General features: G+C 67.8%; 15 protein-coding genes. 10 read left to right on the forward strand and 5 right to left on the reverse strand.

Annotated elements, in window-relative coordinates; all coding sequences use genetic code 11:
* Positions 1-2: 2 nt before the first annotated feature.
* Complete coding sequence (gatD, locus tag VI123_RS09485; RefSeq protein ID WP_336337813.1) at positions 3-1,250, reverse strand: Glu-tRNA(Gln) amidotransferase subunit GatD; 1,248 nt, start codon at positions 1,248-1,250, stop codon at positions 3-5.
* A gap of 196 nt (positions 1,251-1,446) precedes the next feature.
* On the opposite strand from gatD, the gene VI123_RS09490 reads away from it, so the two are divergent.
* A complete protein-coding gene (locus VI123_RS09490; RefSeq protein ID WP_336337814.1) occupies positions 1,447-2,046 on the forward strand; it encodes a DUF5789 family protein in 600 nt (199 codons plus the stop codon).
* A gap of 73 nt (positions 2,047-2,119) precedes the next feature.
* The gene (locus VI123_RS09495) at positions 2,120-2,596 is read left to right on the forward strand and encodes a hypothetical protein (RefSeq protein WP_336337815.1); all 477 of its coding nucleotides are present in this window, start codon (positions 2,120-2,122) and stop codon (positions 2,594-2,596) included.
* Between the two features lie 7 nt (positions 2,597-2,603).
* Here VI123_RS09495 and VI123_RS09500 read toward each other — a convergent pair whose 3' ends face one another.
* From VI123_RS09500 to VI123_RS09510, 3 genes are all read right to left on the reverse strand, one after another.
* Complete coding sequence (locus VI123_RS09500; protein WP_336337816.1) at positions 2,604-3,251, reverse strand: ArsR/SmtB family transcription factor; 648 nt, start codon at positions 3,249-3,251, stop codon at positions 2,604-2,606.
* A 99-nt stretch (positions 3,252-3,350) separates the two neighbouring features.
* Positions 3,351-4,883: a hypothetical protein gene (locus VI123_RS09505; protein WP_336337817.1), complete on the reverse strand. Its 1,533-nt coding sequence runs from the start codon at positions 4,881-4,883 to the stop codon at positions 3,351-3,353.
* A gap of 108 nt (positions 4,884-4,991) precedes the next feature.
* Positions 4,992-5,624 (reverse strand): DUF1405 domain-containing protein, encoded by a 633-nt coding sequence (locus tag VI123_RS09510; protein WP_336337818.1) that lies wholly within the window; start codon positions 5,622-5,624, stop codon positions 4,992-4,994.
* Between the two features lie 126 nt (positions 5,625-5,750).
* On the opposite strand from VI123_RS09510, the gene VI123_RS09515 reads away from it, so the two are divergent.
* From VI123_RS09515 to VI123_RS09550, 8 genes are all read left to right on the forward strand, one after another.
* Entirely contained in the window at positions 5,751-6,116 is a 366-nt protein-coding gene (locus tag VI123_RS09515) for a DUF5802 family protein (RefSeq protein ID WP_336337819.1), read from the forward strand.
* Positions 6,117-6,242: 126 nt separating this feature from the next.
* Positions 6,243-6,380, forward strand: a complete 138-nt coding sequence (locus VI123_RS09520) for a hypothetical protein (protein WP_336337820.1) — start codon at positions 6,243-6,245, stop codon at positions 6,378-6,380.
* Between the two features lie 228 nt (positions 6,381-6,608).
* Positions 6,609-7,274: a helix-turn-helix domain-containing protein gene (locus VI123_RS09525; protein WP_336337821.1), complete on the forward strand. Its 666-nt coding sequence runs from the start codon at positions 6,609-6,611 to the stop codon at positions 7,272-7,274.
* Between the two features lie 69 nt (positions 7,275-7,343).
* Entirely contained in the window at positions 7,344-8,237 is an 894-nt protein-coding gene (locus tag VI123_RS09530) for a Vms1/Ankzf1 family peptidyl-tRNA hydrolase (protein ID WP_336337822.1), read from the forward strand.
* Positions 8,238-8,311: 74 nt separating this feature from the next.
* A complete protein-coding gene (locus VI123_RS09535) occupies positions 8,312-9,322 on the forward strand; it encodes a DUF1611 domain-containing protein (RefSeq protein ID WP_336337823.1) in 1,011 nt (336 codons plus the stop codon).
* Entirely contained in the window at positions 9,319-10,368 is a 1,050-nt protein-coding gene (locus tag VI123_RS09540; protein WP_336337824.1) for a dipeptide epimerase, read from the forward strand. Before VI123_RS09535 ends, VI123_RS09540 begins: the two co-directional genes overlap by 4 nt.
* Before the next feature lie 83 nt (positions 10,369-10,451).
* Positions 10,452-11,345, forward strand: a complete 894-nt coding sequence (locus tag VI123_RS09545; RefSeq protein WP_336337825.1) for a GAF domain-containing protein — start codon at positions 10,452-10,454, stop codon at positions 11,343-11,345.
* Positions 11,342-11,992 (forward strand): DUF7504 family protein, encoded by a 651-nt coding sequence (locus tag VI123_RS09550; protein WP_336337826.1) that lies wholly within the window; start codon positions 11,342-11,344, stop codon positions 11,990-11,992. Before VI123_RS09545 ends, VI123_RS09550 begins: the two co-directional genes overlap by 4 nt.
* 33 nt (positions 11,993-12,025) lie before the next feature.
* Here VI123_RS09550 and VI123_RS09555 read toward each other — a convergent pair whose 3' ends face one another.
* Positions 12,026-12,499: a redoxin domain-containing protein gene (locus VI123_RS09555; protein WP_336337827.1), complete on the reverse strand. Its 474-nt coding sequence runs from the start codon at positions 12,497-12,499 to the stop codon at positions 12,026-12,028.
* Positions 12,500-12,560 lie beyond the last annotated feature (61 nt).

Here is a 12,560-nt window from a genome sequence, read left to right on the forward strand (position 1 = left end):
CGTTACAGCCAGGGGGTCGACCGCTGCTGAATCTCGCCGGCGAGCGGTTCCTGCATGGCGTCGGCGACGTCGGTGCTGTTTGCCAGCGCCCACATGAGTTTGACCTTCGCCGTGCCGGGCAGCATGTCCTCGCCCTCGACGACGCCGGCGTCGAGCAGGTCGCGGCCGGTGTCGTAGACGCGGTCGCAGACCCGGCCTTCGAGGCACTGGCTGGTCATGACGACCGGGATGTCGAGGTCTTCGATGACGCTTATCCAGTCGGTGTTGACGTGGCCGAGGCCGGTCCCCTCGATGATGAGGCCCTCGCTGTCGGCGGCGGCCGTGTCGAGCAGCGAGGCGTCCATGCCGGGCGAGAACTTCACCAGTTCCACGTCGGTCTCGACGGCGTCGTGCAGCGCCAGGTCGGTCGCGCCGCGCTCGGCGTACTCGCGGCGGAAGGTCACGCGGCTCTCGCCGTCGATGTCGTAGTCGACCTCGCCGAGGGGTTTCGCGCCGACGGTCTCGAAGGCGTCCCGGCGCGAGGTGTGGTTCTTGCGGACGCGCGTGCCGCGGTGCAGCGCACAGCGGTCGTCGGACTCGTCGGCGTGCATGCAGACCAGCACCTCCGCGCAGTCGCTCGTGGCCGCTTCGACGGCCGAGACGGCGTTCATGACGTTGTCCGAGGACGGGCGGTCGGCCGAGCGCTGGCTCCCGGTGAAGACGATGGGGACCGGCGTATCGAGCATGAAGGCGAGCGCCGACGCGGTGTACTGCATCGTGTCCGTGCCGTGCATGACGACGACGCCGTCCGCGCCGGCCTCGATCTCCTCGTGGACGGCGCGGGCGAGGTCCTGCCAGACCGCGGGCGTCATGTTCTCGGAGAGGATGTTGGCGACGACGCGGCCGCGGTAGTTCGCCATCCCCGCGAGGTCCGGGACCGCCCGCAGCACGTCCTCGGCGTCGAACTGCGCCGTCACCGCGCCGGTCCGGTAGTCGACGGTCGAGGCGATGGTCCCGCCGGTCGAGATGAGCGACACCGTCGGCAGGTCGTCGTCGAACTCGATTTCCGACGTACCCTGTTCGTCCTGTGCGCTCTCGACGTCGTACACGTCCGACTCCAGCACGTCGACCTCGGCGTCCTCGCGGTCGATACCGACGTTGTACCCGCCGTCGAGCTTGACGACGAGGTGGTCCGGCGTGCTGGAGGGGAGCAACACGCCCTCGTAGGTCTGGGCCGCGCGCTCGACGCGGACCCGGTCGCCTGCGTTCATGCGCGGGACTTTCCGCCGGTGGGACTTGAACCCACTCGTTTCGGCCAGCGTGTCCAACCGAGGGTGCGTCTGGCACGGACCGTCCCAGACCGACCAGCGGCCAGCGGACTCACCGAACACCACTCAATTTCGCGACTGAAACTTCCGAGGGATACCAGGCCACAAGGTTATCCGACTAGACACTCTCCTAACAAGTATGGCTGACAACAAGACCGGACGGGAAAACCAGGCCCGGAACGACGAGCGCCGCCAGCGAGAACGCGCTATCGCAGAGGAACTCGAACGCGCGGACGATCCGGAGCCGCCGGTCGACCCGGCGGCGCTCGCCTACTTCGAGACAGAACTCGACACGCTCGAGTTCCCGGCGACAGCGGCTGACGTGGTGGATGCCGTGGGCGACCACGAAGTCGAGTCCGTCGAGGGAGCGTACGCCGTCGCGGACCTCCTCCCGGATGCGACGGTCGAGTCGTTCGAATCGCCCGCCGCGGTTCGGACGCGGGTCCAGCGGCCGACGATTGCCGGGGCGATGAAGCGCGTCGTGGAGGCCGCCGACGCACACCAGAGCGCGTCCTTTGGCACCTCACAGCGCGACGGCTACGAGCGAACCTTCCGGGAGTTGCAGGCTATCGACGAGGACGACGACGACGAGGGAATCCGGGTCGTCGCCGACTGGATCGTCGAACGCGTCCACGAGAAAGAGCGGCTTCCGAGCTCCCGTGACGTTCGCCGGCGAGCGGCGAAGTTCTGCCGGTCGAACGGCTACTCGGTCCGAAACGACGACTGGCTCGGTGTCTGAGAGCGGCGGCACGGCCAAACGAACGGCAGGTGCTCCCCACAAGGACCATACCGCTCGCCGTCCCACTTCCGGTATGGCCGAACGTACCAAAGAACGGACCCGCGACGCGGACGCCGAGTCGAGCGGCGAGTTCGGCGTCGACGCGACCGAGTCGCTGTCCGGGACGACCGACGCCGCGTCGCAGTCGTCGGAGTCCACGCACAGCTACTTCTCCCTGCGGGCGCTGCTGTACGCCTTCGGCGCAGTCGGCGGCGGGATGGTGCTGGGCGGGCTGATTCCCCTCCTACCGTTTACCGAACTGCTCGGCGTCCTGCTGGGCGGGTTCGTCTACGGGCTGTTCGCCAGCGAACGGCGCTATCTCGAACTGGCGGTCGCCGGCGGCGTCAGCGGCGGCACGACGGCCGTCCTGTCCCTCCTGCCACAGCTGGCCGCGGGGCTGAACGGCACTCGACTGTTCGCCATCGCCGGCGGCGTCGGGCTGGTACTCGCGGTCGTCGGCCACTACTTCGGCCGTGACCTCCGCAGCGGGCTGACGAAAGACCTGGACTGACTCGCTCTCAGACGATTTCCCAGCCGTCGTCGGTCCGCTCGACCACGTCGTCGTCTTCGAGTCGGCTGAGCGCCTCCTCGACGATTTCCGGCGGGGCCTCTATCTCCCGGGCCAGCGCCGGGACGGTGTCGATACCGTTCGCCAGCCCGCTGACGAGTTCCGCGTACAGCCGGCCGTCCCCGTTCTCGAAGCCGGAGTCGATGCGGTCCCGCACGTCGGTCATGCGGGCCTGGACCCACCGCTGGGCCAGCGACAGTTCGTTCTCCAGTTGCTGGAGGTGTTCCAGTTCCCGCGCCAGGTCGTGAAAGTCGCCGTCGGCGGCGGCACCCACGTCTATCGAGAGGTGGCGACAGGACGGCATCTCGAACTCGGGGTTGGCCGGGTATGCGCTCTTGGTACCGAACTCGTAGGGCGAGACGCGGACCTCCAGGCGGAGGTTCCGGGCGATAGAGAAGTACTTCCGGCGCTGGTCGTCGGTCCGGGACTCGATGAGCCCGGCGTCTTCGAGCTTCTGGAGGTGGTCGATGACCGCTTTCGGACTGACACCGATGTATTCGCTGATTTCAGTGACGTAGCAGGGCTTGTGGGCGAGTAGTTTGAGAATCCGCCGGCGGTTGGCGTTTCCAAGGAGATTGAGTAACTCGGCGGAGTCCATCGAGTCGTAGGTAGCGGGTCACGGTTCAAAAGCATGACTCTCGTCGGGCGGTTTGCTGGTGAGTGACCTGCTCAGCTACTGACCGAGCCCACGCCCCACCTACGCGCCGCCGTTCCCGTTGCCCTGATTGCCGCTGTCTCCTTGGCCACTACCTTGGTCGTTTCCCTGGTCACTGCCGCCGGTGCCCTGGTCGTTTCCGCCGCCGTTTCCTCGGTCACCGGCCTGGTCGTCTCCGTTATTTCCCCGGTCACCCGCGTCACCGTCTCCCTGGCCACCGGCCTGGTCGTTCCCCTGGTCGTCTCCGTTATCTCCCTGGTCCCCGGTCTGGGCGTCTCCATTATCCTCCTGCCCCTCTCCGCTGTCGTTCCCTTGGTCGTCTCCGTTGTCGCCCTGGTTGGTCTCGTCGCCGGTGCCCTGGTCGTTTCCGCCGCTGTTTCCTCGGTCACCGGCCTGGTCGTCTCCGTTATTTCCCCGGTCATCCGCGTCACCGTCTCCCCCGCCGCCGGCCTGGCTGTTGCCCTGGTCGCCGCCGTCACTGCCTCGCTCGTTCCCGTTATCGTTTCCCTCGTCGTTCGCACCGTCCGCATCGCCGCTGGAATCCGTCTCGGACGAGCCGTCGGTACCGTCGCCGGACCCGTCGGCGTCAGAACCGTTCTCCCCACCAGCGCCGTTCCCGGCATCGTCACCGCTGTCGCCTCCGTCGCTGTTCTCGGTGCCGGACGCTCCACGCTCCCCGTTCCCGTTGCCCCGTTCCGCAGCCCTGTCAGACCCGTTTCCCTCGCTCTCGGCCGCGTCGTCGGACGCCCCGTTATCGCCGTCGGTGCCCCTGTCAGCGGGTGGGCCCTGTTCGCTACCGGTTTCCTGCTGTCCGGGAGCATCGTCAGGTGGGCCCCGCTCGCTCTCGTTTCCCTGCTGGCGGGGTGCCTCGTCGGGCGGTCCCGGGTCGCTCTCGTTGGCTCCCCGTTCGGGCGTCTCGGCTGGCGGTCCCCGCTCGCTCTCGTTGACGCCCGCGACTTCCGGCGGGCCCTGTTCACTTCGGTTGACTCCCGCGTCCTCCGGCGGACCCTGGTCGTCCGGGCCGGCGGTGTTCGGCGGACCGGCGATGCCGCGGGCAACCGACGCCGCCTGCTGGCCGGAGAACTCGTTGGCGTTCCGTTTCAACCGCTCCAGTTCGGTGTCGTCTACGCCGGCCTGTTCGGCGGCCGTGTCGGTGTCGTTAATCGCGGCCTGCAGGCCGGTGATTTCGGCGGTGAGACGGCTCCGCTGGGCCACGTAGGCCTGCTCCGGGAGCGAGCCGTTCTCGTGTCGCTGTTCGATTGTGGCGTTGCGCTCCTGTAGCCGTTCCAGCCGGCGCTCGAGCGAACCGGCCCGGCTCGTGACGAGTTCGGCACGCTCGGTGTCGTTCGATTGGTTGTACGCCGACCGCCACATCCCGTTTTCCACCGTGTCGTTCGCGGCGGCCGAGTTCGACTGCAGGAACGCCGTGAGCTGGGCCCCCATCCCGCTGCCAGAGTCGTTCTGCGTGGCCACCGTCTCCGTCGTGGTCTCTTGCGCCGCCACGGCCGGGAGGCCGACGGCGACACTCCCGACGATGACCAGTACGGCGAGGAGCGTGGCCTGGCGTGGGCTCATTCGTACCACTATCTCTGCCCTCCCACGTCAAAAAGAAACGCCTTCGTTCGTGTCGTTCACGAGCGTCTGAAACGACCGCAGATAGTCCAAGAGTGTTTAACAGCGAATTTAAGTCGGCTTCCCCGACGGGAGCAATCGCCAGGCGAGTCCAACCGACAGCACGGAAAGCGCGACGGTGGCGGCGGGCAGCGCGAGGCCGGGCTCGTAGCGCAACGGCGGGTGGTAGCCGAAGCCGTAATCGAGCACGTCGTTGCACAGGGCCAGCACCATCGCAGTCGCCAGCGCGCCCTTCGTCGTCCGGGCGTAGTGGGGGACTAACAGCCCCTCGGCGACGAAGCCGAGGTGGGTGACGATGATGCCGAAGTACGCCCACGGCGCGGGGAAGTAGGCGTCGAAGCCGATGTTTAACGCCACGACGGTCCACAGCCCCATCTTGACCAGCCAGACCAGCGCAATCGTGTGGAGGTACGCGAGCGGGACCGTCAGGGGGACCTCGTCGAGCGACTCCCCGAGGAAGGGCAGCAGCGTCGCCACCGACAGCGTCATCAGGAACAGCGCGGCCGGCGAGTCGGCGTACAGCGGCCAGAGGAACGTCGACACCTCGGGCATCGTCTCGACGTAGTACCGGACGCCGACGAGCATCGCCACGGCGTTGACGACCAGCAGCCACACGAGACTCGGCGTCTGTTCCAGGTAGTACCGCGCGTACCGACGTGGCAACGGCCCCCGCTGCTCGCTCATGGGTCGACTCGGGACCGCTCGCGGCAAAGCCCTGTCGGACGGGGCCGAGTCCGCGCTGTTTGCACGACGGCAAAAGCGTGCCGGCGAACACTTATGTATGTCAATGACACACATTCGGGTGCACCGATGTTCGAACAGTTTTCGCGCGGATACTACCTCGGCCGCCTCTACGTCGAACCGAGAGACGACGCGGCGGCCGCGATGTGTCGTGAGCAGCACGAACGAGTGAACGAACAGTTGTACGCCTCCGGCGAGGGAATCGAGCGCACAGACTATCCGCTCGTGATGAAACTCGGCTCCCAGCACTTCGCCGTCCACGGGGACGAACAGGTCCCGGCGGACACACTCGTCGTTCCCGAATCGATGCTCGAAGACGCCAACGTCCGGAACCCACCCAGCCTCGAAGAAGTGTTCCTGGCGAAGGCCGACCACGCCGCACAACTGCTCTCTATCTCCGAGGGGACGCCGACACTGCCCGATACAGCGGTCTGACGGCGCAGACACGGCTCCGGTGAGGTTCTTGCTGGGACAGAACGGTCGGATTCCCGGACCCCGATATAAGTGGGTTATACGCTTAAGCTACAGACCGATGCGGTCCAGCGGCGTCCGTTCACCTGTATGCCACAGCGGACCCACGCCGACGACCGGGACGACGCTACCGAATCGAAATTTTACCTCCCCGCCGGGACTACCCCGTCGTCCGAGAGCAACTGGTTCGGGCGGCTCTGGGCCGCGCTGTTCAACCACCGCGTCTGACTCACCGACACCGTTTCGCGGGACTACGGTACTGCAGTGGGGTGGTTTCGGGCCGACTGGCACGTGCGGGACGCGACAGCCCGGACAGCGGCTTCACGCTCCACACCCGACCGACCCGGTTACGATACAGCACGCCACCATTATGCCACTCGGAACTCGATATCGGTCCCACGCGCCTCGAACAGCCATCAGACCGTACGACTCGGCACACCCAAACTACACAGCACAATGACCGACATCAAGGCGGTCGTCCGGGCCGAACACCCCGACATCGTCCTCACACAGACCGTCGCCCACGACCGGAGTTCGAAAGTCAGGTCCGTGTCGGAGGCGGGCACGGACCCGACGTCGGGCAAGTTCTTCTACCACATCGAGTCGTCCGACTTCCACCGGTTCGAAGACGGACTGCGGGGCGACAGCACCGTCGGCGAGTTCGAACGCGTCATCGAGACCAGGGACGACGAGGCCATCTACAGTTTCGAGTACACGGACGAGGCGAAGATACTCTCGCCCGTTATTTCCGCCGCCAACGGCGTCATCCTCGACATGGAGAACGACGGGCGCGCCTGGATTCTGACGGTGTGGATGTCCGACCGAACGGACCTGGCCCACCTCTGGGACTACGCACAGGGGAACGACATCGACATCGACCTGGTGCGCGTGAACGAGTACGCCAGTCTGGGGAACACGGACGCCGGGTTGACCGACAGCCAGCGGGAAGCGCTCCTCGTCGCATTCGAAACCGGGTACTTCGAAGAACCGCGGAACGCGACGCTCAGCGACGTCGCCGCCGAACTGGACATCTCCCAACCTGCGGCCAGCGGTCTCCTTCGGCGCGGCGTCAAGCGGCTCATCATGTCGTCACTGAGAGACGACGGCGAAACCCCGAAGTGAGACGGCGCCCCGGCGCAGCGACGCTCCGGGAAGTCACTTTTAAGCCCGTCCCCGCCTGCCATCAATCCGATGCTTGACCGGTTGCTGGGACGCGCGTCGCTGAAAGAGCGGGTGGCCGAACTCGAAGAGGAGAACCACCACCTCGAACGCCAACTCGACGCCGAGAAGGAGCGCCGTGCCGACGCGGCGACCGAGCGCCAGCGGGCCGAGGCCGAGGTCAATCGGCTGGAGGACCGCGTCGCCGAACTCGAAGACCGCGTCCAGCGACTCCAGAACGAGGAGGGCGAATCGACCTTCCGGGCCGAGGAGACGCTCAGTCGGGCGCGGCTCGGGGCCGTCCTCGACCGCCTCGAATCGTTCGAGACGGGGCCCGAGGGCGTGTTCACGGCCTACGTCGAGGCGGAGCGCTCCCTGCCCGGTCCGGTCCGGGACGCCTTCGGCGACCGCGCGTCCTTGGTCGCGAGCGCCGCGCCGTGTCTCGCGGTCACCGACGACGCCGGCCTCCTGTCGGCGTGTCTGTCCGTCCCCGCGCCGCCGTCGCCGTTTACCGAGTGGGCCGACGGGGTCCGGCTGAAGCGGTCGTGGTTCGAACCGACCGGCGAACACGTCGTCGCCCTGGTCCGTTCGGACCTGTTCGCGCTGGGCGAGTACGACGGCCGCGAGCGGACCGCCTTCCACGGCTTCGACTCGGACCTGAAGAGCCAGCACTCGAAGGGCGGCTTCTCGCAGGGCCGGTTCGAGCGGCTCCGCGACCAGCAGATAGACACCCATCTGGACCGCTGTCAGGCGGCTATCGAGGAGGTATCGCCCGACCGACTGTACGTCGTCGGCGAGGGGTCGGTCATCCACGAGTTCGAGGACCGCGCGACGGCGACGAAGGCCGTCGACGCGACCGGGGAGCCGGCCGAGGCACTCGAAGACGCCGTGCGGTCGCTGTGGACCGTCCGGCTCCGCGTCCCGTAGCGCGGTCCCGCACGTCAGAATCCAGCTGGGGCCGGTTCCGTAGGTTTTTCGCGGGGCGGCGACTCTCTCCGGCTATGGCCGTAGCCATTCTGACACACGACGCGTTCCCCGACCGGGCCAAGACGGCCGTCGGGCTGTTGCGGTACGGTGACCGAACGGTCCACGCCCTCGTCGACCGCGAGCGGGCCGGACAGCGCGTCCACGATACGCTTCCGGACGTACAGGACGCCCCCATCGTCGCGTCGATGGCCGACGTGCCCGAGGTGGACGCGCTCGTCGTCGGCATCTCGCCCATCGGCGGGGAGTTCGACGAGTCCTGGCGCGAAGACGTACGCACGGCGCTCGAACGCGGCTGTGACGTGTACTCGGGCCTGCACGACTTCCTGGCTGACGACGAGGAGTTCGCCCGCCTCGCCGCGGCACACGACGCCGAACTGCACGACCTGCGCAAGCCGCCCGAGGACCTGACCGTGGCGGCGGGCACCGCTGGCGACGTGGACGCGACGGTCGTCACGACCGTCGGGACGGACTGCTCGACGGGGAAGATGACCGCGTCGTTCGAAATCCGAGACGCGGCGCGGGAACGGGGCCTCGACGCCGCTGTCGTCCCGACCGGGCAGACCGGCATCGCCATCACCGGCCGGGGTATCGTCGTCGACCGCGTCATCGCCGACTACGCCGCTGGCGCGGTCGAGCGACTGGTCGAGGAGGCGGGCGACCGGGACCTGCTGGTCGTCGAGGGCCAGGGCGCGCTCGCCCACCCGGCCTACTCGGGCGTGACGACGAGCATCCTCCACGGGTCGGCTCCCGACGCGCTCGTGATGTGCCACGAGGCCGGCCGCGAGGCGATTCACGGCTACGAGTCGTTCGCCATCCCGCCCCTGTCGGAGTACGTCGACATCTACGAGCGCCTGGCCGCGCCGGTCTCGGACGCGGCGGTCACGGCGGGCATGCTGAACACGCGCCACCTCGCCGACGAAGCGGCCGCCGACGCCGTCGCGGACTACGCCGACGACCTCGGCGTGCCGGCGACCGACCCCGTCCGCCACGGGGTCCCCGACGCGGTACTGGACGCCGTCGTATGAACTGGGCCGTCGAGCGACACGACCTGCCGCTGTCGGACCCCTTCGGCATCTCGCGGGAGACCAGCGAGACCAGCGAGGCCGTCGTGGTCGAACTCACCCACGAAGGAACGACCGGTATCGGGGCCGTCACGCCCTCCGTGTACTACGACGAGCGCGCGCCGTCGGTCGCCGACGCCCTCCCGGCCCTGCTCGAACGCGTCGACCGAATCGGCGACCCGTGGAACCACCAGCGCATCGAGCGGGACCTCGCCGAGTTCGCGCCGGCCCGGCCGGCCGCGCGGATGGCCGTCTCCATCGCCGTCCACGACCTCGCCGCCCGAAGCCTGGACCTGCCGCTGTACCGCCAGTGGGGGCTCGACCCCGACGCGGTGCCGCCGACCACCTACACGGTCGGCATCGACTCGCCCGAGCGGATGGCCGAGAAAGCCGAACGAGCGGCCGACGACGGCTTCGGCCACCTGAAGGTCAAGCTCGGCACGGACGACGACCGGGCGCGGCTGGACGCGGTCCGGGACGCCGCCCCGGACGCCGAGGTCCGCGTCGACGCAAACGCCGCCTGGACCGCCGACGAGGCTATCGACAAGGCGGCGTGGCTCGCCGATGCCGGCGTCACGATGCTGGAACAGCCCGTCGCAGCCGATGACATCGACGGCCTCCGGCGCGTGACCGGCGCGACCGACATCCCGGTGGCGGCCGACGAGTCCTGCCTGACCGCGGCGGACGTGCCCCGAGTCGCGGACGCTTGCGATGTCGTCAACGCCAAACTGCTCAAATGCGGCGGGCTCCGCCCCGCAATGCGTCTGCTCGACGCCGCCACAGCCCACAGCCTCGACCTGATGCTCGGCTGTATGGTCGAGTCCAACGCCAGTATCGCCGCCGCGGTTCACCTCGCGCCGCTCGTCGACTACCTCGACCTCGACGGCGCGCTCCTACTGGAGTCTGACCCCTACGCCGGCGTGTCACTGGACGGGGACGTCTTCGACCTGCGGACGGTGGCGGCCGGCACCGGCGCGACTCGGCGCTCGTCCGGCGGTGGCCCGGACTGAGCGACGGCTGTGAGGTGCGTTCATATAATCATTATTGATACTTAGAGACTAACTACTTTGTACGAGTCTTGTGATTCCCGGTTATGACACGTGCAGTTCTCTGTGTTGATATCGAAGAGCGAATCGACGACGTCGCGGCGGCGGTCGAGGACGACGAGTCGCTGACGGCACGGACGGCGACGACGGTCGAGGCGGCGCGCGAGACGCTCGAATCGGAGCCAATCGTCTGCGTGGTCACGGCGTACGACCTCCCGGACGGGACCGGGCTCGAAATCGTCGGTGCGATTCGGGACATCGCGCCCCAGACGCCCTGCGTCCTGTTCACGGACGTCCAGCCGGCGGAGATAGACACGGCGTCGTTCGAGCAGAGCATCGTCGAGTACCTCAACCGCGACCTCCCCGACGCCCACGACCGGCTGGCGTTCGTCGCCAACGACGTCATCGACTACAGTGCCCAGGCGAGTTTCATCCGCCCGGACGACGAGGACGAGCGACTGGAGACGCTCGCCCAGTACGACGTCGAGGAGCTCCCCATCGAGGACAGTTTCGACCGCTTGACGGGCCTCATCGCCAGCCACTTCGACGCCGCCGTGGCGTTCATCGGGCTCATCGAGGAGGAGGAGGAGAACTTCCTTTCCTGTCACGGCGGCGATTTCGACACGCTGACCCGCGAGAACACCATCTGCACCCACAGCATGCTCCAGGAGGACGTGATGGTCGTCGAGGACATTATGGAGGACGCCCGCTTCGCCGAGAACGAGCAGCTACAGAACCTCGGCATCCGCTCGTACGCCGGCGCGAACATGACCGCGAGCAACGGGCAGGTCATCGGGCAGGTGTGCCTGCTCGACCACGTGCCCCGCAGCTACGACGCCGAGGAGCAGGCCGAACTCGAGGACTTCGCCGACACAGCGATGGAAATCCTGGAACTCAGACAGACCGTTCGTGACGCCGAGCGGACGGAGGTCACACCATGAACACCGTCTCGGCCGACAAGTTCGACGTACCCGGCGACATCGGACCGCTGGACAGCGGCACGAGCGTCTTGCTGACGGGCGAGGACACGGACGCGCTGGAATCGGTGTTCGCCCGCGTCGCGGCCCCGGCCGACGGCGAGCGAAGCGTCGTCATCGCCACGGACAGCCGCGGGCGCGCGGTCAAGCGGTCGTTGAACGGCGCGAAACGCGGTGCCGGGGACCGGTCGGCCGTCCTCACCGCCGCGGGGCGTTCGAGCGGCGACGACATCGAGACGGTCGACGACCTCTCGGACCTCACCGGCATGGGGATGCAGTTCTCGGCGCTCGCCGCCGACTCACAGCAGGCGGCGGCGGGGTTCCGGACCGGCATCTTCCTCTGTTCGACGATTGCCGGCGAACTCGACGACACCCGGTCGCTGTACCGATTCCTCAACTCCACGTTCCTGACCGAAATCCGGCGGAGCGACGGCATCGGCGTCTGCGCGCTCGATACGAGCGCCGACATCGGGTCGAACATGAACAGCACGGTCACCGGCCTGAAAACGTCGTTCAAGACCCACGTTGACGTGGAATCGACCGGCCGAACCGAGGCGACGCTGACCATCTCTGACGACGACGGCGAGCGGACGGTCGACGTGTCGGTCTGACGGCCGCGACGCGAAAAGTGTGTGGTGGCCCGCTTACGCCGACGCGGCGGCGTCGACCAGCGCCTCGTAGTCCGGCTCGTTCGTCGGGTCGTCGGCGACCCAGCTGTAGGTGACCTCGCCGTCGCCGTCGACGACGAACACGGCGCGGTTGGCGACGCCGAGCAGGCCGAGGTCCTCGATGTCGATTTCGAGGCCGTAGTCCTGTATCGCCGACCGGCCCATGTCGCTGACCAGGTCGAACTCCAGGCCGTGCTCCTCCCGGAAGGAGTTCAGCGAGAACGCCGAGTCGGCGCTGACGCCGAGGACCGTCGCGCCGGCGTCGTGGAAGTCCCCGAGGTGCTCCTGTAGGGCCACCATCTCGTTGGAGCAGGGCGGCGTGAACGCGCCCGGGAAGAAGGCGAGCACGACCGGGCCGTCGCCCAGGTGGTCGCTCAGTTCGAAGGCCTCTACCTCACCGTTCGCGAGTGTCGCCGAGATGTCCGGCGCTGTGTCGCCTGTGGATACCATCACCCGAATATAACGGCGTCACCCGAATAAATACCCGCCATCCGGCAGGGAGTCCCCGCCG

Source organism: Haloarcula sp. DT43, assembly GCF_037078405.1.
In the GTDB taxonomy this organism is placed as follows: domain Archaea; phylum Halobacteriota; class Halobacteria; order Halobacteriales; family Haloarculaceae; genus Haloarcula; species Haloarcula brevis.

Bases quoted from the DNA above. Each gene is read 5' to 3' on its own strand.
- VI123_RS09500 (WP_336337816.1), bottom strand. From the start codon at position 3,251: ATGGACTCCGCCGAGTTACTCAATCTCCTTGGAAACGCCAACCGCCGG.
- VI123_RS09520 (WP_336337820.1), top strand. From the start codon at position 6,243: ATGCCACAGCGGACCCACGCCGACGACCGGGACGACGCTACCGAATCG.
- gatD (WP_336337813.1), bottom strand. From the start codon at position 1,250: ATGAACGCAGGCGACCGGGTCCGCGTCGAGCGCGCGGCCCAGACCTAC.
- VI123_RS09515 (WP_336337819.1), top strand. From the start codon at position 5,751: ATGTTCGAACAGTTTTCGCGCGGATACTACCTCGGCCGCCTCTACGTC.
- VI123_RS09490 (WP_336337814.1), top strand. From the start codon at position 1,447: ATGGCTGACAACAAGACCGGACGGGAAAACCAGGCCCGGAACGACGAG.
- VI123_RS09535 (WP_336337823.1), top strand. From the start codon at position 8,312: ATGGCCGTAGCCATTCTGACACACGACGCGTTCCCCGACCGGGCCAAG.
- VI123_RS09525 (WP_336337821.1), top strand. From the start codon at position 6,609: ATGACCGACATCAAGGCGGTCGTCCGGGCCGAACACCCCGACATCGTC.
- VI123_RS09550 (WP_336337826.1), top strand. From the start codon at position 11,342: ATGAACACCGTCTCGGCCGACAAGTTCGACGTACCCGGCGACATCGGA.
- VI123_RS09555 (WP_336337827.1), bottom strand. From the start codon at position 12,499: ATGGTATCCACAGGCGACACAGCGCCGGACATCTCGGCGACACTCGCG.
- VI123_RS09510 (WP_336337818.1), bottom strand. From the start codon at position 5,624: ATGAGCGAGCAGCGGGGGCCGTTGCCACGTCGGTACGCGCGGTACTAC.
- VI123_RS09545 (WP_336337825.1), top strand. From the start codon at position 10,452: ATGACACGTGCAGTTCTCTGTGTTGATATCGAAGAGCGAATCGACGAC.
- VI123_RS09540 (WP_336337824.1), top strand. From the start codon at position 9,319: ATGAACTGGGCCGTCGAGCGACACGACCTGCCGCTGTCGGACCCCTTC.
- VI123_RS09505 (WP_336337817.1), bottom strand. From the start codon at position 4,883: ATGAGCCCACGCCAGGCCACGCTCCTCGCCGTACTGGTCATCGTCGGG.
- VI123_RS09495 (WP_336337815.1), top strand. From the start codon at position 2,120: ATGGCCGAACGTACCAAAGAACGGACCCGCGACGCGGACGCCGAGTCG.
- VI123_RS09530 (WP_336337822.1), top strand. From the start codon at position 7,344: ATGCTTGACCGGTTGCTGGGACGCGCGTCGCTGAAAGAGCGGGTGGCC.